This window comes from Catalinimonas alkaloidigena (genome assembly GCF_029504655.1).
Taxonomy (GTDB): domain Bacteria; phylum Bacteroidota; class Bacteroidia; order Cytophagales; family Cyclobacteriaceae; genus Catalinimonas; species Catalinimonas alkaloidigena.
The window spans coordinates 1,131,842-1,151,457 of sequence record NZ_JAQFIL010000001.1; the positions used below are offsets into that span (position 1 = coordinate 1,131,842).

Sequence of the window (19,616 nt, forward strand, 5' to 3'; positions counted from 1 at the left end):
TATACGGATGCTCAGATAAGTTTAAGGTGTGCTGCTTTTTTGATCAGTTCCGCAGTGTTTTGTACTTTCAGCTTTTTCATCATGTTTACCCGGTGGGTCTCTACAGTACGGGTACTAACAAAGAGCTGGTCTGCTATTTCTTTTGTCGTTTTTCCATTTGAGACGAGTTTGAGCACTTCCCTTTCTCTTTTGGACAAATTCTTGTGAGGCTCGCCTTCCATAGCCATATTACCAATCATCAATTGAGAAATCTCCTCATTAAAATGTTTTTTACCTTCAAATACATTGTGGATAGCTTCAATAAGCTCTTTTTCATCAGCATTTTTAAGTAAGTAACCATATGCTCCGTTTCTTACCGCTTTTACTACATATTGCCCCTCAGCATGCATGGTAAGTACGATAAACCTGATATTAGGATGGCTGTCATTAGCTTTAAGAATAGTCTCAAGACCATCCGTCTCTCCCAATGAAATATCAATCAATACTACATGAGGCTGCTTGGATTTCAGGGCATGAAAAAGCTCTTTGGCGGAAGAAGCTTCGCCGATCACATCTATGTCTTCATCTTTACTGAGCAAAGACACAATCCCCCCCCTAAACAATTGGTGATCGTCCACGATCATGATTTTAATAAAGGCCATTTAAAAAGGAATTTCAACTTCTATACTGGTACCATTTGCGTCTGAGTAGATTACCAGACTGCCATCTACCAGTCTGGCACGCTCCCTCATGTTTCTCAGTCCATTGCCTGGAAGTACCGTACTCTGATCAAAGCCGGAGCCATTGTCAGAAATGAACAGACTGACATGTTCATCAAACTCTGTCAGAGAAAGTCTGATTTCAGTAGCCTGAGCATGTCTAATCGCATTGTTAAGTGCTTCCTGAGCGATACGGTACAGCACTATATTTACTTTCTGAGGGATTTTAGATTCTTCAAGTGTATCTTGATTATAACGAATATCAAGGGGTGAACTCTGATCAAGTTGTATCACCAGGTTCTTAATGGCCTCGCCGGCACCAAAGTCTTCCAGTACGCTGGGCATAAGATTGTTGGCCATACGCCGGGTTTCTGTTATGGTATCATCCAGCGTTTTCAGTAATTGCTTTTTGTGAGTTTCTTCAAGAGGTATGGCCTGTATTGAAAGTCTCAGGCTGGTAAGCAGGGGGCCTAGCCCGTCGTGAATCTCTTTAGACAATCTGGAGCGTTCCTGTTCCTCACCATTAATGATTGACTGCTGATTTTCTTTCAGTAACCTTTCTTCATTTTTCTGGTAGTCTCTGAGTTTTTGTTTCATCTGCAAAAGCGCAGCCCCCAGGGTATCCTCTTCACTGAGTAGTTGATAGTTGGCGCTGAAATTCCCTTCGCCTATCCTTCCTGCAAATTCTATAGTTTGTTGTAATGCAGTAGTGAGCTTATCCAAAGCCCTGAACATGCCGCCAATTTCGTCATTTCTGTCTACATCTTTCTGTGGCTCAAGAATAACTCCTCTGGACATTGTGTTGAGGTATTGTTCCATTCTGAGTATAGGCTTCACCAGTAGCCTCGCCAGTTGGTATGACGCCAGAAGCACAAAAGCCAGCATGATGACCAGCATAATGTAAAAATTTCTTCTCAGGCTTTTCAAGGGAAATAGGGCTTCCTGATAATCAATTTCTGAGAGAATAACCCATTCCAGTCCATTGATGGCTATCTTTTCAAAGGCACTAAATACAGAGACCCCTCTGTAGTCCAATATAATGCCTTCTCCTGTTTCCCCTCTCAGAGCTCTAACTGCTCCTGAAGTCCTGGCCAGTATCGTTGTGGGGTTTTTGTCAGGAAAAAAACGAGATGTGCTACGCATAGTATAGTCTTCACCTACCAGGTAAGACTCACCGCTTTGTCCTAAGCCGGTTCTTTCCAGCAAAATAGATTGTATTTCAGTTAATGTGTCAATACAAACCAAATATTGACCTGAGTTATACGCCATAAACGCAAGCGTAGCAAAGCCTTCATCATTCTCCGGGCTTAAGTCCTTGATAAATATATTGCCCTGATTAAGTGTGTCAGGTAGCGTTAGTTCATATGAATTAATATGCACTGAGCCTGGACTCTTTAAATAAACTACTGAATTAAAAAACTGCTGATTATAGGTTGAATCTGATTGAGCAAGCAGGTGTTTTATAGCCTCCACGCGGCTGTTGATTACATTTTCTATTTGAACCACTTTAAGTTTTTTGACCGAAGAAAGCTGGAGCAGTACCCGCTCTTTGAGTGCTATTTCAAACTGTAGATAGAATAAGGTGCTGAAGATTCCGATCACAATACAGGAGAGGGCGGTCATCACCAGGGCCAGCTTATTTTTTATCCTTACATGTCGGAACATCAGACTTACTTATTCTGAAGGGGTTTGAGTAAAAAAACAAATGATTGACAAATGAAAGTGGACAAATCTATAATATTTGTGGAGAAATGTTTGGGAAAAAAGAATTTTGTTGAAATTTTTTAATGCTGATGAAATAAAAACTGTTTTGTTATTTTTGCATCCTTAAAATATTTTCTGATATACGACTCATGCGTTAAACACGCTCAACCTATATGCTGAGACATCTGACTTTTGTATTTACGCTCCTTATCTTCGCCAGCCCTATGCTACGGGCACAGTCACATATACCCACATTTGACCCCAAGCAGTACATTTGCTACCAAAGCCTTGATTCCCTGCTTATTGATGGCAAGTTGGATGAGGAAAGCTGGCAAAGTGCCGCCTGGACTGATGCCTTCATAGATATTCAGGGTGAGCATATGGCCGGGCCGAGGTTCAGAACCCGGGCGAAAATGCTGTGGGATGATCAGTATTTGTACATCGCTGCCTATCTGGATGAGCCGCATGTCTGGGGCACGATTACCGAAAGAGATGCTGTCATCTTCCATGACAATGATTTTGAAGTATTTATTGATCCTGATGGAGATACACATTTCTATTACGAATTTGAGATGAATGCCCTCAATACCATCTGGGACCTGATGCTTACCGCGCCCTACCGTGATGATAAAAATGTGGTGCTCAATGCATGGGACATTCGAGGTATCAAGACAGGAGTACATGTAGACGGAAGCCTGAATGATCCTAATGATACCGATCAGGGCTGGTCGGTGGAAATTGCCATGCCCTGGAAGGTACTGCTTGAGAAGTCAGAAAGCAGAAAAATTCCTGCAGATGGTGAGTATTGGCGGATCAACTTCTCCCGAGTAGAATGGCAGATAGACATTACAGCTGAAGGCTATCAAAAGAAGATCAATCCTGATACTGGCAAGCCTTATCCCGAAGATAACTGGGTGTGGACATCACAGGAATACATCAATATGCACCGCCCCGAGACATGGGGCTTCCTTGCCTTTTCAGATACTGAGGTTGGGCAGGGAACAGAAAGTTTTACCATACCTGAAGCAGAATATTTGAAATGGGAGCTGAGAAAAGTCTATTACCGGCAAAATGATTATTTTCAAGCCCATCACAAGTATGCGGATCGGCTAGAGGACCTGAATCTGGAAATCCCTGAGGGACATACGGTTGAAATCAACGCTCAGCCTACTTATTATGTAGCCCGTCTTAAAACTGCTGATGCGTCAAAAACATGGCTGATCAATGAAAAGGGCAAAGTTTGGAGTATTGAGTAGTGTGTAGATGATAAGTGGTACATTTATTTTTTGTAAAATCATAAAGAGTTAATCTAAACCTGATGCGCCAAACAGCACTAAACCTAAGTCTTAATGTATTGGTCAGTATATTTCTGATCACCTCATGTACCCAGCCCAGTCAGCAAAGCGAAAATGCAGAAACTGATACTGTGGCTGTATCAGGTAATCCTGTATTTGAAGGCTGGTATGCCGATCCAGAGGGAATCATCTTTGACGATCAATACTGGATATTCCCCACTTACTCCGCGCCATTTGAGGAGCAGGTGTTTATGGACGCTTTCTCTTCTCCTGATCTTGTCCACTGGACCAGGCACGAAAAAATTATAGATACCAGCCGGGTAAAATGGGCGCAGAAAGCTATGTGGGCTCCTGCGGTGGTGGAAAACAATGGGAAGTACTTCCTCTTTTTTGGTGCCAATGACATTCAGACTCCGGAAAGGCGCGGGTGGAAAGAGGGCGAGTCATTAACCTACGGGGCATAGGTGTTGGGGTGGCAGATCAACCTCAGGGGCCGTATTCCGATTATCTGGGTGAACCATTAATTCCGGAGGTGCATAATGGCGCCCAGCCTATTGATCAGTTTGTGTTCAAAGATCAGGATGGCAAGCACTACCTGATCTATGGTGGCTGGGGGCATTGTAATATCGCACAGCTCAATCAGGATTATACCGGCTTTATCCCTTTTGAAGATGGTACTACTTTCAAGGAAATTACGCCTGATAGTTATGTGGAAGGGCCTTTTATGTTTATCAGAGATGGAAAATACTACTTTATGTGGTCGGAGGGCAACTGGACTGGCCCGGATTACAGTGTTTCTTATGCGATTGCCGACTCTCCCTTTGGTCCTTTTGAAAGAATAGGTACAGTTTTGCAGCAAGATCCTGAGATTGCTACCGGAGCCGGGCATCATTCGGTGCTTCACCCTGAGGGAACAAACGACTGGTACATTGTATATCATCGCCGACCGCTGGGCAGAACGGATGCCAACCATAGAGTTACCTGCATTGACCGCATGGAATTTGATGAAAACGGAATGATTCAGCCGGTCAGGATTACACAGGAAGGGGTGGTCGCTAATTCTTTAAGATAAATTAAGCCAAGAGATTTAGCAAAAGCCAGCTGAAATTATTGTGCAAAGCATGTTGCTTTTTTTGATGGTATGTTTGCCTACTGTATCTAAAATTTTTTTGAAGTCGATAATTATCTATACAAGAACGGGAAGGAACTGCCAAGCCGCCTCAAAAATCAGGTCAGTAAAGCTATCTCATACTTGTATCATGCTTACAGCCCCTCTCTGTAGGGCAAGATTGTTAGAATGCTAGGTGATGTAGTAAAGCCTGGATGTTTGATGTCAGCGCTGGTTCATTTCCCCTAATGATCGCCATGCAGGCTGTGGAATATGCAAACATGTTTTTACTTATCTTTGAAGAAGAAAGAAGCGATCAACTTCCGTAGATGGCATGCATTACGCGATAAGCATTCCCTACAGGGCTCGGGACATAGGGGTTGCAAAAAAGCATGGAATAGCTTTAGCATGATAAAAACAGAACTACTTACTGCCAGGTTAAGCCTAAAAAAGCCGGTTTGGGAAGACATCATGTCTATTCATCATCTGCATTCACTGGCTGAAACCGATCAGTACAATACTTTGGGTATTCCTCAGCATGTAGAGGAAACAGAAAATGTTGTCAAAGAGTGGATACAGGCCTATGCGCAGGAACCCGTCAGCTATTATACTTTCGTAATTAGAGAAGTGAATATGAGTATTTCAGCATTTGTAGGGGTGATTGCGCTCAAATTGGGTAGCCCCAAATACAAAATTGCAGAAGTATGGTATAAAGTACTTCCCCAACATTGGGGAAAAGGCTATGCTACTGAAGCTTTGTTGTCGCTCATTGATTTTGGGTTTAAGGAACTCAAACTGCATCGTATAGAAGCAGGATGCGCAGTCGACAATCTGGCCTCCATCAGGGTGCTGGAAAAGGTGGGTATGCAGCGTGAGGGCAGGAAAAGAAAAATACTGCCTCTCAAAAGTGGTTGGTCAGACAATTATGGATATGCCATCCTTGAGGAAGACTATACTGGAAAGTGAGACTCTCTTTGTGAAGGCTTTAATACCGCAATAGAGTGACCTCATTTTGGAAATGCAGACGCCTGGGCCCGGCAAACCTTAGCTGATCATTTGTACAAATCTTCGCATGGCTACAAAGCATCCCTTCAGCATTCATATCCCCGATTCGGCCCATTTTGCAATCAAGGGGGCTACCAAGTGAATTGATATTGGACGTTTTACGCCTAAAATGTAATATTCCGCTGTCCTAAAAGTGATGATTTACACGTAAGATTCCTCATAGACAGTATCTACAGGGCTTGTTTTACACCTGAAACGGAGGGAGTAGGTATTGCAATTGTCCATTCTGAGCTAAAATATCCTGTTTTAAAGTGAAGTGTTATTTTTTAGGGCTAAGGTGTGGCACTCATGCTCTCATTTATGACAAATCTATTGTTACAAACAATCAAGCAGGTTGCGGGTTAGTCTTAATCGATGTAAACCCATAATTATACTGAAAAGAATGGCTGAAATAACGCTTGGGGGCAATCCCATACATACCCTTGGTAAGCTTCCTGCTGTAGGAGAACTGGCTCCGGATGCAGTACTTACGAAAAATGATCTAAAAAGAGTCTCCCTCAAAGATTTTCGTGGTGCTAAACTCGTACTGAATATCTTTCCCAGCCTCAATACTTCAGTTTGTGCTACTTCAGTGAGGGAGTTCAACAAAAGAGCAGGGGCGTTGGGAAATACCAAAGTGCTCTGTATTTCCCGTGATTTGCCTTTTGCCCAGGCGCAGTTTTGTGGTGCGGAAGGTATAGAAAATGCGATCACACTTTCGGACTTTGCTCAGGGAGAGTTTGGAAAAAATTATCACCTGGAAATCATTGATGGTCCTTTCGCAGCATTGCATTCACGTGCAGTAATCGTAGTAGATGAAGAAGGCAGAATTGTTTAAAAAGAACAGGTAGGAGAGATAGATGAAGAACCTGATTATGATGCGGCTCTTGCTGCCCTGAAATAAATATGAGAAACGTCATGCTTAAGTCTGCATACAAATGGTTAAGCAGATTTCTTTACAGACATCTTAGACTATTGCCTTAGCTGAGGCATGCGAATGTACAGTATCACGCTTTAATGAACCAATTACATGAAACTTGCCGCTATAGACATTGGAACCAACTCAATTCACATGGTAATCGCCGAGGCAGCCCATAAAAATAGCTTTCAGATTATTGATCGTGAAAAAGAGATGGTTAAGCTGGGTGTAGGGGTTTTTTCAACCAATCGCCTGAGTGAACGTGCATTTAAGGAAGGCTTAGAGACCATCAAGCGTTATGTGCAGTTGGCCGACCAGCGTGGTGCTGATGAAATTATTACCGCTGCTACCAGTGCTACTCGCGAAGCCCATAATGGCAGTGATTTTTTGAATGAACTTGTCCGGCAGACTGGTATTTCGCCCGAAGTAATTTCGGGTGGAAAAGAAGCACGGTTGATCTTCAAGGCAGTACGAAACGAAATAGCGCTACGGGGTGAGAATGCGATGATTATTGATATTGGGGGAGGGAGTACTGAGATAGTTGTTGGCAATGAAAAAGAAATTCTGATGGGCAAAAGCATGAAGCTAGGGGTACTGCGCCTGCTGGATATGTTTAATGGAGACAATACAGTAGGAGAAGAAGCCCTGGGGGTACTACAGGCACACATTCGTTTTGTAGCCCAAAGCATCATGACTGAGGCAAAAGAGATTGGCTTTACCAGGATAATAGGTACTTCAGGAACCATACGAACACTGGGCGAAGCTGCCCATATTGCTGCCGGAGGGAAGTCCATGAAATCTGTCAATGCTGAAGTAGTTAAGTTGAATGATCTGGACAATCTCACCAAAGAACTACTGAAAATGAAGGCTGAAAAGCGGGCTGAGATCAACGCGATAGGGGAGAAGAGGGCAGATGCCATCCATCTGGGCGGAGCCCTGCTGGTCCAGCTACTTCAGATGGCAGGGGTAGAGGAGATAACCTTATGTGATGCCTCTCTTAGAGAAGGGCTGATATTGGACTACCTGGATAATCATGCACAAAATATCGCTGACTTTCCGGAGTCGCAGGATTTAAGACATCGTTCGGCTTTCCAACTTGCGCATCAATTTAATGTAGACTGGCAGCAAAAAATTCATGTAGCCTCTCTTTCACTTCAGCTCTTTGACCAGACGCAAAAGTTGCATGAGCTTGAACATTTTGAAAGAGATATTCTAGAGTACGCATCCTTACTGCACAGTGTGGGGCAGTATATCCGTTTTGAGCATTATCACAAACACTCCCGCTACATCATCGCCCATGCCGGTCTGAGAGGTTTTAATGACGAGGAAATTTTGCTTATCAGTCATGTGGCACGTTACCATCGTAAGGCCGAGCCCAAGAAGAAACATAAGAAGTACAAGAAGCTTTCCAAGCGTCAGAGAAAGGTAGTGAAGGTTTTATCAGCCGTATTAAGAGTGGCGGTAAGCCTTGACCGTACCAAGAATCAACTGGTAAAAGAAGTAGCCTGTAAGCACGCCAAGAAAAAGCTGGTACTACAAGTAGCAGGACGTCCTGAAAATATGAAACTGGAACTCTGGGCTACCCGCAAGCATGTAGATCCGCTGGCAAAAGCACTAAAAAAAGAAGTGTCGGTTGAAGCTATTCCCGGTGACCTATAGCGTATCTATGGAATAGTAAAGTGAATACTATAAACATTAGCTACTCTACATCCTGGAGCTTAGCTTTAATGGGTTTTTCTATTTTTTCATGTATTAGCGGCGGATGCTTCCGGTACGGCTGAAAAGGAATCATAAGTAAATTAGATAAACGGTCATGCTCTACTACTTTCATATGGGTATCAATGCCATAGTTTAGCATTTTTGTATGCTTTACTTTACGATAAGTACCAAAAATCCTGTCCCAAAACGCGAAAATATTTCCGTAGTTGGAGTCGGTAAGCGGTTGTTGATAATGGTGATGCACCTTGTGCATATTTGGGGTAATAAATATGTAGGAGAATAGCCGGTCAGCCTTCTCCGGCATTTGTATGTTAGCATGGGTAAGATGAGCAAACAGTACCGAGAGACTTTGATATAGCATGACAATCCCTATCGGCGCACCAATGAGTATAACAGCCAATGCGGAAAACTGTCTCTCCAGGATGATGGCGTAGCCCGGTAGTCACGTCTACCGTAGTATCACTATGATGCACCAGGTGGAACTTCCACATCCACCTCACCTGATGCTCCAGCCAGTGAACAAAGTAAGCGCCGATCAGATCCAGGAGCAACACCCCCACTACAATTTGTGTCCAGAGTGGCAAATCTACCAGATATAACAATCCGATCTGGCGGGAAGAAGTAAAATCAGAAGCCCAGAGGAGTACTCCGGCCAGGCCAAAGCCGATGATCATAGTGGTGAGCGTGAAGAAAAGGTTGAGCCCTGCATGTCGCACTTTTTTGTAGCGGAAGCGGAATAAAGGCAATATTCCTTCCAATACCCAGAAGAAAACAATCCCCCCTATCAACAGTGAAGCTCTGAAACTAGTGGGAATTTCGGTAAAGAAATTAATCAGCGATTCCATAAGGCTTAGGTCTTAGATCATCCTATGGCTGGAGCTATCATAGGATATCCAATAGTCTACTCGGGTTTAAACCTCAGCTTCTCCAGCATCTCAGGAGAAATACTCTCAGCATAAGCTCCATAAGCGTCTACCAGTATACCCTTATCTCCTACACTGGTTTTGATCGCATAGAGTACCTCATTATCGTCAGGGTTGCTCATACCTTCAAAGCGGTATGTTTCCTGAATTTCAAACTCTTTGGGCCTGTAGTACATGTTTAGGTGTTTACAGTAGATTTTATCTTTTTCCAGGTTAAAATCGTGTTGATAGCCTTCAGTGCGTAGTGCTTTGATAGCTTCCTGCAAAGTGTCATAACTTTTCATAATGATATTAATTGTTTAAGCTATCCTAATATAGCTTTTGTTGAGAATAAATATGGCTAAGTAGGGTGGAAAAAAGATGAATTTATGGCAAATTCGTGAAGTCTTATGTCAATCTTTCGTTAAATTATAAGCAGTAGAAAACTAACCATCATGCTATTCATCAAAAGAACTGCTGTATTGCTCGGGTTTGTACTGCTCATTACATCCTGTTATTATACAATTGTAGTACTGGAAGCACGTAATGAAACGCCTCGTATAGTTCAAAGCATCATAGATTCAGATAAGATCAAACTCAAGTTGGCTGACTTTACTGAACGGCAGATTGATATACTTTTATCCGTGCAGGACCCTAAATTCTATGAGCATAAAGGCATTGACCTGAAAACTCCGGGAGCAGGAAAAACTACCCTCGCCCAGGGCTTGTGCAAGTTTTATTATTTTGATGGGTTTAAAAGAGGCTGGGATAAGATCAAGCTGATGCTCATCACCCGCTATGCATTTGACCCCCTTGTTACCAAGGATACACAGATGTTACTGATTATCAATGACATCTATCTTGGTTCTTATCAGGGGCAGCATATCAGAGGGTTTGAAGATGCAGCTCAGGTATATTTTGACAAAACTTTTAAAGAGCTGAGTGAAGACGAATACATCTCGCTGGTAGCCATGATACGTCGCCCCAATGGAGATAACATCAAGAAGAAGCCAAAAGAGCACGAGCTTAGGGTGATGCGAGTCAACAGATTTCTAAAGGGAGAGTATACCCCCCAGGATAACAGTGATCAGTTTTACGACAGAGATTAACTTCACCGTTCTGCCACTTCCAATTTTCAGAATGCGTTTTATGTACCTACCTTTGCGCTTATTTTGAAATCATAAGCTTTGAGTAAAAAAATTATTGTGTGCGGTGGGGGGGCTTCCGGCTTCTTTACAGCGATTAATATTGCCAGTAAACACCCTGATTATCAGCTTATATTGCTGGAAAAGACCAATAAGGTGCTGAGCAAGGTCAAGATTTCGGGAGGAGGACGCTGTAATGTGACCAACGCAAGGTCCAAGCCTTCCGATCTTGTGAAGTTTTATCCCCGTGGACAAAAGAAGTTACATTCCATCTTTAAATCATTTTCTACCAGTGATATGGTGGAGTGGCTGGATAAATCCGGCGTAAAAACACATACTGAAGCGGACCTGCGGATGTTTCCCGTCAGTAACTCTTCCCAGACTATTATAGATTGCTTTATGGAGGCAGCCCATGAAACGGGGGTGGAGATCAGAAAAAACTGTGGGCTAACAGGCTTCTCGCAGACTAAGAAGGGATGGAAAGTAGAAACTCAGCAGGGCGAAACATTAGAAGCCGATGCACTGGTCATTGCGACCGGCTCCGCTCCTTCGGTTTGGAAGATACTGGGGAAGATGGGACTTGCGGTAGAGAAAGCAGTGCCCTCACTCTTTACTTTTAATATCAAAGATTCCCGGCTGCAGGGCTTGTCCGGGATGAGCTTCGGTGATGTGAGCATACGAATTAGCGGAACCAAATTAGAAGAACAGGGCCCCTTACTGATTACCCACTGGGGGTTGAGCGGACCGGCTGTACTCAAGCTCTCAGCCTGGGGAGCCAGGTGGATGGAGGAACAAAAGTACCGGTTTAATGTTCAGCTTAATTTTCTCCCTACATCCAACTTTGAGCAGTTTCGTGAAGAACTGCTCAGTTTTAAAGCCACTCATCCCGGTCGCAAAGTTAAGAACTTTCAAAAAGAAGAAATTCCTAAGCGTTATTGGGAGTGCATATTAAGTTTTCTGGACATTAATCCTGATCTTACTTTTGGAGAACTGCCCAACAAAATGATCAACAAGCTGACCGTGGAGATAATGCAGGCTGGCTTTGAGGTTAGAGGGAAAAGCACATTTAAAGAAGAGTTTGTCACCTGTGGGGGAGTGGCACTCGCTGAAGTAGACTTGAAAACCATGGAAGCCAAACGCTTCCCCGGGCTCTACTTTAGTGGTGAAGTGCTGGATATAGACGCCCTTACGGGTGGGTTTAACTTTCAGTCCTGCTGGTCTACTGCCTGGCTGATTTCTGAAATGATTTAGTTTGAATAATTATAACTAATAGGATATAATATAGTATTTTTGGGGCTTTAACTTCGTGAAAATGCTATTCTATGGCTTTCAGGGTACTTATTGTCACTTTTCTTTTCAAATTCATTTCACCCGCTTTTGCTCAGACTGAAGGTATTAAAGTAGGTGCATATTCCAGTTTTTACAGTTTTATAGAAAATAGACCCATTCCAGGAATATCAGTAAGCATAGTAGAAGCTGATAATTCTAGAGACCGACTTTTTGTCCCATTTACGTTACTTAGATTTGAAGCCCCTTTTAAAATAAAAAGGAAAGAATATGCGAAGAGTAGACTTTGGGGCTTCTATGATGGAAATAATCTTTACATCAGTTCAAAAAATTATACACTATCAACGATAGTAAGATTCAGTAAAATCCTTCACCTGGGCAGATACGCGTATTTCAGAGGAACAGAAGAAATCTCAAATAAGACAAACTGGGCAATAGGGGGATTAATAGGGACCATACCTATAGGAAGTTATTTTGTGCTCGATATGAGTAATGGAGATGTTTTTCCGCTAACGATAGAAACATTAAAAATTATTTTGAGAGATAATCCTGATTTGTATCAAAAACTCGAAAAAGACCCAAATGGAGCAAACAATCTGTTAAAGTACATAGAAAAATTTAACAGTTTATTTCGTATCAAAGAAGAAAGTTATATCAAACAATAACTTCTTCAAGGTTTGCGAATGCTTATCAACTACTGTCCCGAGACCTAGCTTCGTGATCAATGCTTCACTCGGTCTTTGCTCAGCACTTTGTTTCGCATGAAATATTAAAACACTACCTTCCCCAAAGCTTTTTTATGCTCTGTCTCATCTCGGGGATCAGCGGAGGGAGCATGGCAATATTGAGCAAGGCACCGGCAATGCAATACGTGTATGCCTTCTTCTGCTTAAAGATGATGTTGATCATATAATTGATGCCTCCTGCTACCGAACTGATAATAATACCGCCCAGTAGCACGTCAAAAATAGGATGACGGCCGGATTTTTAACTGCCAGCTGCTGAAGCCAGCACAATATTAAGCGCATAAAGTAGCAGGCTGACTGGGCCATCAGGTACACCTATTACGTAAGCGTCCTTAGCGCCATTAGCTTTCTCGGAGTCAAATATTCTTCCGGGCAAATCAGGCATAGGTCGGATCATACCCAACTGGTAAAAAGAGATGATGATAAAGTCAAGCATTCCAAAGCTGGAAAGCAATGCAATCTGTCACCTTCTCTTCAGCGACCTATTTTGACCGTGGAGCAGTTCCCGGCGAATGGCGTTGATATTCATCAGTATGAAATTAATGATTAGATTTTTTAAACACCGAGATTGGGCAATTGTTGGGGTAAGCACTTCAATGAAAGCACTATGCTTGCATGTCCCAGACTCCCCCAAAGTGGGGGAATTTTATATGAATAGCTTCTAAAAATTTCCCAAAGCATTGATATTCTTAGCATAAGGTTAAAGCTTAGTTCAGGAATCCATATCTTAGTAAACTGTTCAGTATCAGTTAGCTGCTTATGAGATATGTGTTGATTATCATATTTTCCCTGTGGAGTACACTTGCTTATCCCCAAAGCTATAGCTTCTCTCAGTATGAAGTTGAGGACGGCTTGATTCAATCATCTGTTAACTGCTTTTTGCAGGATCATTACGGAAATCTATGGGTGGGAACTTCCGGCGGACTGAGTAGTTTTGATGGCAAAGAATTTGTTAACTATGGTTTACAGGATGGCCTTGCCGGGACTGAAGTCTATGACTTGTATCAGTATGGCGACTCACTGCTCATTGGCAATAACCAGGGGCTTGCTGTGTTTGATGGTGCTACATTTCATAATTTTGAAATTACTGACAGTAGTGGACAGGTACTGAAAGTAAACCTCATCTTTAAGGATCAGCAAGGTCAGTTGAACCTGATCCTGTCAGAACAACGCTTGGCTGTATTTTACGGTAATAATGTTCAATATAAAGGTAAGCTTACCGATGAGCATATTTCTGCCGTAGCCATCGACGCTCAGGGACTTCCCTGGCTGACTACCTATCAGGGCAATTTATTCACGCTTGAGGATGGACAGCTTATACATAGAGCTTCCAGCCCTCATCAGGACTTTCATTTTGCAGACCTAATCTTTGACGATCAACAGCGACTATGGGTAGCTGGTGTGTACTATGGCTTTCTCACATATGATTCAGCCAGCGCGCAGCTTCAAAAGTTTCCGCTGGATTTACCAGACATCGGGCGAACCTTCAAAATGTCTCTGGACCGAGAAGGAATGATGTGGGTAGGCACCTCCGGCGGCACCTATTGCTTTGATCCGGAAAGTGCTGAAATTGATCATAAGAGTTTTGCTTTTGAGGGTTCAATCGTTAGAGATATTTACCAGGATGATGAAGGAAATCTTTGGTTTGGTTCTTTTGGTGATGGTTTTTACAAATTTAAAGGCAGGCTGTTTACCAAGTTGAGGCACGAAGAAGGGTTAAGGGGAAAAACCTTTATGGCTGTCATGAAAGACAGCAGAAATAGATACTGGTTTGGTTCCTATGGTGGAGGAGTAGACTTCTTACATGAACGAGATGTTGACAATTTTAACGTAGAAAATGGGCTGAGCAGTAATTTTGTCTCCAGCCTGGGAGAAGATAGTCTGGGCGGCATCTGGATTGGTACCTTCAACGGGCTGAATTACTATGACGGAAAAACTATTGCGTACTTTGGTGAGAAAGAAGGGCTGCCCTCAGCGGCAGTCTATGCTATTTTCAGGGACAGCGACCAACGCATGTGGTTTGGCACCAAGAGCGGAGTCGTTTATTTGAAAAATGGAGCATTTCATCCTTTGATGGACGATCAGGGTAAAGCTTTTGATGAGCCTGTTATGATCATGCAGGCCTGGAAAGATGATGCCTACCTCTTTGCTTCCGGCAAAAACATTTATCAGCTTAGAGGAGAGCGTGTTTCCCTGTTTTTATCTTCTGAGACCTTTGATCAGGGGCATATCATCGCCCTTGCGCAGGACCAAAAAGGGCAGTTATGGATAGCCACAGTGAATGGTCAGTTATTTCGTTATCAGCCGGAAACACAAGAAGTACTTCACTTGAACAAGCTCTACGATATCCCCGGTAGCCTGATCTATTCTATGATTTTTGCTGATGATGGAAGTTTACTGCTGGGCACACAGAGAGGGATCAACCGCCTGTTTTTTTATGAGGATGGTAGCCTCGCCAAGCTACAACACTATGGAAAAAATGAGGGCTTTCTGGGGGTGGAAGCCAATGCCAATGCCATCCTCAAAGAGGATGATGGAAGCGTCTGGTTTGGTACTGTCAACGGTATGTACCGCTATAACCTTCAGGAAGAGCAGGAGAGTTTTGAGCAGATCAGACCGCATTTGACGGGGCTTCGACTGTTCTATGAAAATACCAACTGGAAACGCTTTACCGATTCCGTGAGTAATTGGTATAGCATACCTAATCAACTGAGTCTGTCCTATAAACACAATCACCTCATGTTTACCTTTAAGGCAGTAAGCCTTGACAAACCGGAACAGGTGATGTATAGCTTTATACTGGAAGGCTACGAAGAAGACTGGTCTCCGGCAACCGAGCGCTCAGAAGCAGTGTACCCCAACTTACCTCCCGGGGAGTATACTTTTAAGGTAAAGGCAAGAAGTCCGGGAGGAGTCTGGTCAGAGGAGCCGGTAACTTATGCTTTTATAATCAATCCACCGTACTGGCAGACCTGGTGGTTTTATCTGATTTGTCTCTTGCTCTCCATTCTCCTGATTCGTCTGTATATCTTCTTAAATTTAAGACGTGAACGTGAACAGAGAGTACAATTGGAACTGGAAGTAAAAGGGCGAACACGTGAGATACAGGCACTGAATAGCTCATTGGAGAAAAGGGTAAAAGAAAGAACTGCCGAACTGGAGCTTACCAACAAAAAGTTTGAGGTAGAGTTTGAACTACGCAAACTTGACCAGGAGAAACTGGCTCAGCGGGAAAGAGAATATCGTCAGCTGGTGAATAACCTGCGGGAAATTATTTTCAAGACTGACACCCGAGGAAGGCTTACCTTCCTAAATGACCGCTGGCAGGAATACATGGGTTACCAGTCTGCTGAGTCTGTGGGCAGGCAGTTCACAAAATATCTATATGGGCCTGAGTTAGAAAAAGAACGTTATATTCAGGTCTTTGAGTCCATCATCGCCAAGGAGCTGCCCTACTTTGAGGCTGAGCTTCGCATGACGCGTAAAGATGGTGATAAGTTCTGGGCAAAGGTGTCAGTCAGAATTGAGTATGACGAAGATGGAGAGATCATCGGAACCAATGGTAGTTTGGTAGATATAGACCAACGCAAAAAAGCAGAGTTTGCCCTTAAGGCCAGTGAAGACCGCTATAAGTTCCTGATTGAAAATACCCAGGATATCATTACCCTGCAGTCGCTGAACCTGATCTATTTTTATGCCTCGCCTCGTATTTTTGAAGTGGCCGGCCACGAGCCGGAAGATATTATTGGCAAGTCCAGTATGGACTATCTGCATCCTGATGATGTAGAGGGCTACCTTAAGCTGAAAGAAGAGGTGGTCCGGCTAAAACACAGCAAAGGAATGGTAGTCCGCTTCCTGGATGGAAGTGGTGAATACCGTTGGTATGAAACCTTCCTGAAACCAATTTTTGACGAAAATGGAGAGCTGCGCAATTTCATTTCTTCCAGCCGTGATGTAACTGAAAAGGTGGAGCTCTCCAAAGAGATTGAAAAGGTTCGTAAAAAAGTAGCGCAGGATTTCCATGATGAGATGGGGAACAACCTGGCCAGTATCTCAGTACTCTCTCAGATTATCCAGAATAAGCTGGGGCAACAGAGCAATGGCGTAGAAACTTTGCTTAACAAAATTGATGTAGCATCTAAAAATCTTTTCAGTGGTACTCGGGATTTTATCTGGGCAATTGATCCTAAAAATGATAACTTAAAGGAAGTGTATTTTAACCTGAAAGATTTTGCAGAGGAGCTATTTGACAATACCGGTATTAACTTCTATGCCAGCTTTGACCAGGAAGATGAAGACATACGTTTAAAATTACCTTCTGGCTGGAGCCGTCAGCTGGTACTGATTTTTAAGGAAGCCTTTACCAATGCACTCAAGTATTCCAACGGAAGCTGTGTGAGCATGTGTTTTTATGTAGATAATGAATCATTTTGCATACAGGTCAAAGACAATGGTCAGGGGTTCTCCTTCAAAAATGAGAATAACTTCCGAGGTATAAAAAATATGCGTGACCGTGCCAGCAAGATAAAAGCCCGTTTTGATATTCAATCTATAGCAAAAGATGGCACATCGGTAGTTTTAAAGAAAAAAATCACCCAATTTGGGTTAGTCAATCTTGAGGCTAAATAGGAAGAATTTACGTTACACTAGTAAGAGCGTATACAGACTATGAATGACCATACGAACAGAATAACCATCGTTGAAGACAATGAGGTGGTGAGGGATGGCTTTGCCTTACTCATTGACAGTGTGAGCGAGCACCAGGTTGTCAGCACTTATGACAATTGTGAAGACGCACTAAAAAACCTCAAAAAAGACCGACCAGACATCATTTTGATGGACCTGGAACTGCCAGGGATGCATGGCGTAGAGGGTACGCGTCGTATCAAAAAACAGCTGCCTGAAGTCAATATCATTGTAATCACCGTTCATGCCAATAGTGAACTGGTTTTTCAGGCTTTATGTGCCGGAGCTTCGGGTTACATCACAAAAAATGCCGGACATAACAAACTCCTGGATGCCATCGCTGAAGTTCAGAAAGGTGGTGCGCCTATGAGCAGCCAGATCGCTCGTATGGTCGTGCAGTCCTTCCAGAAAAATACAGACTCACCACTTACCGCCCGTGAGACTGAAGTCTTGGAGTTGTTAGCCAAAGGGAAAAGCTATACGGTAATCGCCGATGAACTCTTTGTGCATAAAGAAACCATCAAGTCACACATCAAAAATATTTATACCAAGCTCCAGGTAAACAGTAAAGCTGATGCTATAGAAAAGGCGCTCAGAGATCGCCTGATTTAGCTGTCCTATACACAGCAGTATTGCTATACTTTGGTTAAATAAAAAACCTGAATACTTAGTTTAAGCTTAGAAAGCTTGTCCAGAAGCTGTTGCTGGTATAAAATGGCCGCCCATCCAATTCTTATCATAATTGCTCTTGGCGAGCTTCATCTTTTACCAGCATAGGGCTCCAGCCTAGGTGCTCTCGGATGTAAAACGTATTGTGGGCGTAGTCCAGTACCACACAAAACTGCTTCAGGAGCGCATTGCCTATGATGCCATCACGGTATGAGATAGTAGCTTCATCGGCCTTATATGCCTTAAAGGTTGGGAAAAAAGTATTTACTTTAAAAAGCTTTCTTTTACCAAGCTTCAGCATAGGTAAGTTACTACTACTTCCGGTGATACTCCCACTGTAGCCAAACCCCAGCCGCTCAAATTTTGGCGAACTTTCCTCTATGGAAGTATTGTCATAAATGAGCAGGTGATGGTTAAATCCCGTGTCTATCATCAAATTTAGCATATGTATTTCATCATTCCATCGGGCTTCAGACCGGACGATAGGTCGGCTCATCACCACCTGCATAGGGTGAGGTGAAAAAGTGTTTTCTTCCAGAAAGCCAGAGCCCTCATGTAGGCGGATGACTTGGGTGAGGTAGTCTATTTCTACAGCAAAACTGCGGAACAATGAAGCTCCAATGATGCCATGGATGGTAGTTCCCTTAAGTTTTAACCGTGCCAATGGGTTATTTTGCAGAACAACCGCCCCCATCTGCTTGGCATAAGCGTCCCCCACTTGTATGCTAATACAGCTGATCACAGTGCCTTCCACTGCTTTTCCACGGCCTGCACCCTGAAAATGTATTTTTCTTCCCAAGTGAAGTTCCAGGTCTTTTACATAACGTTCGTGCAAAATCACGGGTGAGTTGGTACCTGTATCTACTAAAAAATTAAGGTCTTTCTCTCCATTGATATTTACGGGTACGATGATGAGGTCGTTGATTAAGCGAAATGGGATCTCGGTATATGGCAAGCCATTTAACAAGCTAAATATTTTACTGTTTGGCTCAGTCATCGCCTTAGTCTGGAGTACAATGATAAAGCTCAGGATGAATAGCATCCATTTTCTGGGGAGGGTTAATGCTATGCTCATGTGGGTGAATTTTGTGATATCAAAATACATGCACACGGGCTGGCATACTATCGCTTCATATTGGGGAATCTTGTATTACAGGTCTCACCCGGATTAGGGGGCGGATAGTCACAAAATGATCTCACAGAAAGAATATGCCCGTTTTTGCCCCCTCTTTTGCGGTATAAATACAAGTTTATTTTTACCCCAAGCATAGGTATAATGAGCAACCAAAAGGCATTAATCAGTAAGCTTGGAAAGCAAATGACCAGAAATGAGTGAAAGACGTCTACCTATGTCTGGGGGATAAATTTCTTAGGCAGAAGTATAGTTTTGAGGCTTGAAATTTTTTGTGCATTCTCATTAAGTCAAATTTCTGACCTGAAAACAGGAGGAATCACAAAAGCGGATTACCAATAATATTCTCCTTGTACAACATACGACTGACCTTTATAAACTCACTCATATTATCTTAAAAAGTAACATTTCAAATTGATTTTTTGAACTTCATTTCTCCTTCCAAAAAACCCTTAAAATGGGGTATGGGTAAGCCTGTTTTATTTTGTAAAATTTGTAAAATATTGAATTTCAATTGTTAAAAATCATCACACTACTGTGAAAACTGATACTGTCTCCTACA

Annotated in this window: 15 protein-coding genes and 2 pseudogenes; 10 read left to right on the plus strand and 7 right to left on the minus strand. The window is 42.8% G+C overall.

The genetic code is table 11. From position 1 onward, the window contains the following. Positions 1-11: 11 nt before the first annotated feature. Together OKW21_RS04750 and OKW21_RS04755 are read right to left on the minus strand one after the other, a co-directional pair. Positions 12-641: a response regulator gene (locus OKW21_RS04750; protein ID WP_277477804.1), complete on the minus strand. Its 630-nt coding sequence runs from the start codon at positions 639-641 to the stop codon at positions 12-14. Then, entirely contained in the window at positions 642-2,363 is a 1,722-nt protein-coding gene (locus OKW21_RS04755) for a sensor histidine kinase (protein WP_277477806.1), read from the minus strand. Positions 2,364-2,575: 212 nt separating this feature from the next. Here OKW21_RS04755 and OKW21_RS04760 point away from each other — a divergent pair, with 212 nt between their 5' ends. From OKW21_RS04760 to OKW21_RS04780, 5 genes and pseudogenes are all read left to right on the plus strand, one after another. Then, positions 2,576-3,658 (plus strand): carbohydrate-binding family 9-like protein, encoded by a 1,083-nt coding sequence (locus tag OKW21_RS04760; protein ID WP_277477808.1) that lies wholly within the window; start codon positions 2,576-2,578, stop codon positions 3,656-3,658. Between the two features lie 62 nt (positions 3,659-3,720). Beyond that, positions 3,721-4,769, plus strand: a pseudogene (locus OKW21_RS04765) (glycoside hydrolase family 43 protein). Between the two features lie 333 nt (positions 4,770-5,102). Then, a complete protein-coding gene (locus OKW21_RS04770; protein ID WP_277477809.1) occupies positions 5,103-5,771 on the plus strand; it encodes a GNAT family N-acetyltransferase in 669 nt (222 codons plus the stop codon). A gap of 481 nt (positions 5,772-6,252) precedes the next feature. Further along, positions 6,253-6,687 carry a thiol peroxidase gene (gene tpx, locus OKW21_RS04775; RefSeq protein WP_277477810.1) on the plus strand — a complete coding sequence of 145 codons (435 nt, stop codon included), beginning with the start codon at positions 6,253-6,255 and terminating at the stop codon, positions 6,685-6,687. A 192-nt stretch (positions 6,688-6,879) separates the two neighbouring features. After that, entirely contained in the window at positions 6,880-8,427 is a 1,548-nt protein-coding gene (locus tag OKW21_RS04780) for a Ppx/GppA phosphatase family protein (RefSeq protein ID WP_277477811.1), read from the plus strand. 40 nt (positions 8,428-8,467) lie between these two features. Here the strand turns inward: OKW21_RS04780 and OKW21_RS32680 are convergent. Together OKW21_RS32680 and OKW21_RS04790 are read right to left on the minus strand one after the other, a co-directional pair. Then, positions 8,468-9,332 (minus strand): annotated as a pseudogene (locus OKW21_RS32680) (sterol desaturase family protein). Between the two features lie 56 nt (positions 9,333-9,388). Continuing rightward, positions 9,389-9,694, minus strand: a complete 306-nt coding sequence (locus tag OKW21_RS04790) for a phosphoribosylpyrophosphate synthetase (RefSeq protein WP_277477812.1) — start codon at positions 9,692-9,694, stop codon at positions 9,389-9,391. Positions 9,695-9,844: 150 nt separating this feature from the next. Between OKW21_RS04790 and OKW21_RS04795 the strand changes: the two genes are divergently transcribed. The 3 genes from OKW21_RS04795 to OKW21_RS04805 all read left to right on the plus strand — a co-directional run bounded on the left by OKW21_RS04795 (position 9,845) and on the right by OKW21_RS04805 (position 12,486). Beyond that, a complete protein-coding gene (locus tag OKW21_RS04795; RefSeq protein WP_277477813.1) occupies positions 9,845-10,498 on the plus strand; it encodes a transglycosylase domain-containing protein in 654 nt (217 codons plus the stop codon). A 78-nt stretch (positions 10,499-10,576) separates the two neighbouring features. Beyond that, entirely contained in the window at positions 10,577-11,785 is a 1,209-nt protein-coding gene (locus OKW21_RS04800) for a BaiN/RdsA family NAD(P)/FAD-dependent oxidoreductase (protein WP_277477815.1), read from the plus strand. Between the two features lie 71 nt (positions 11,786-11,856). Then, positions 11,857-12,486: a hypothetical protein gene (locus OKW21_RS04805; RefSeq protein WP_277477816.1), complete on the plus strand. Its 630-nt coding sequence runs from the start codon at positions 11,857-11,859 to the stop codon at positions 12,484-12,486. Positions 12,487-12,598: 112 nt separating this feature from the next. Here OKW21_RS04805 and OKW21_RS04810 read toward each other — a convergent pair whose 3' ends face one another. Further along, positions 12,599-12,781, minus strand: coding sequence for a hypothetical protein (locus OKW21_RS04810; protein ID WP_277477817.1), 183 nt, complete (start codon positions 12,779-12,781; stop codon positions 12,599-12,601). 27 nt (positions 12,782-12,808) lie between these two features. Beyond that, on the minus strand, positions 12,809-13,003 hold the full coding sequence (locus tag OKW21_RS04815; protein ID WP_277477818.1) for a hypothetical protein: 195 nt from the start codon (positions 13,001-13,003) through the stop codon (positions 12,809-12,811). Positions 13,004-13,326: 323 nt separating this feature from the next. Here OKW21_RS04815 and OKW21_RS04820 point away from each other — a divergent pair, with 323 nt between their 5' ends. Together OKW21_RS04820 and OKW21_RS04825 are read left to right on the plus strand one after the other, a co-directional pair. After that, the gene (locus tag OKW21_RS04820; protein WP_277477819.1) at positions 13,327-17,196 is read left to right on the plus strand and encodes a PAS domain S-box protein; all 3,870 of its coding nucleotides are present in this window, start codon (positions 13,327-13,329) and stop codon (positions 17,194-17,196) included. Positions 17,197-17,235: 39 nt separating this feature from the next. Further along, positions 17,236-17,865: a response regulator transcription factor gene (locus OKW21_RS04825; RefSeq protein WP_277477821.1), complete on the plus strand. Its 630-nt coding sequence runs from the start codon at positions 17,236-17,238 to the stop codon at positions 17,863-17,865. A 124-nt stretch (positions 17,866-17,989) separates the two neighbouring features. Here the strand turns inward: OKW21_RS04825 and OKW21_RS04830 are convergent, their stop codons facing one another. Next, the gene (locus tag OKW21_RS04830; protein ID WP_277477822.1) at positions 17,990-18,997 is read right to left on the minus strand and encodes a retropepsin-like aspartic protease; all 1,008 of its coding nucleotides are present in this window, start codon (positions 18,995-18,997) and stop codon (positions 17,990-17,992) included. Positions 18,998-19,616: the final 619 nt, after the last annotated feature.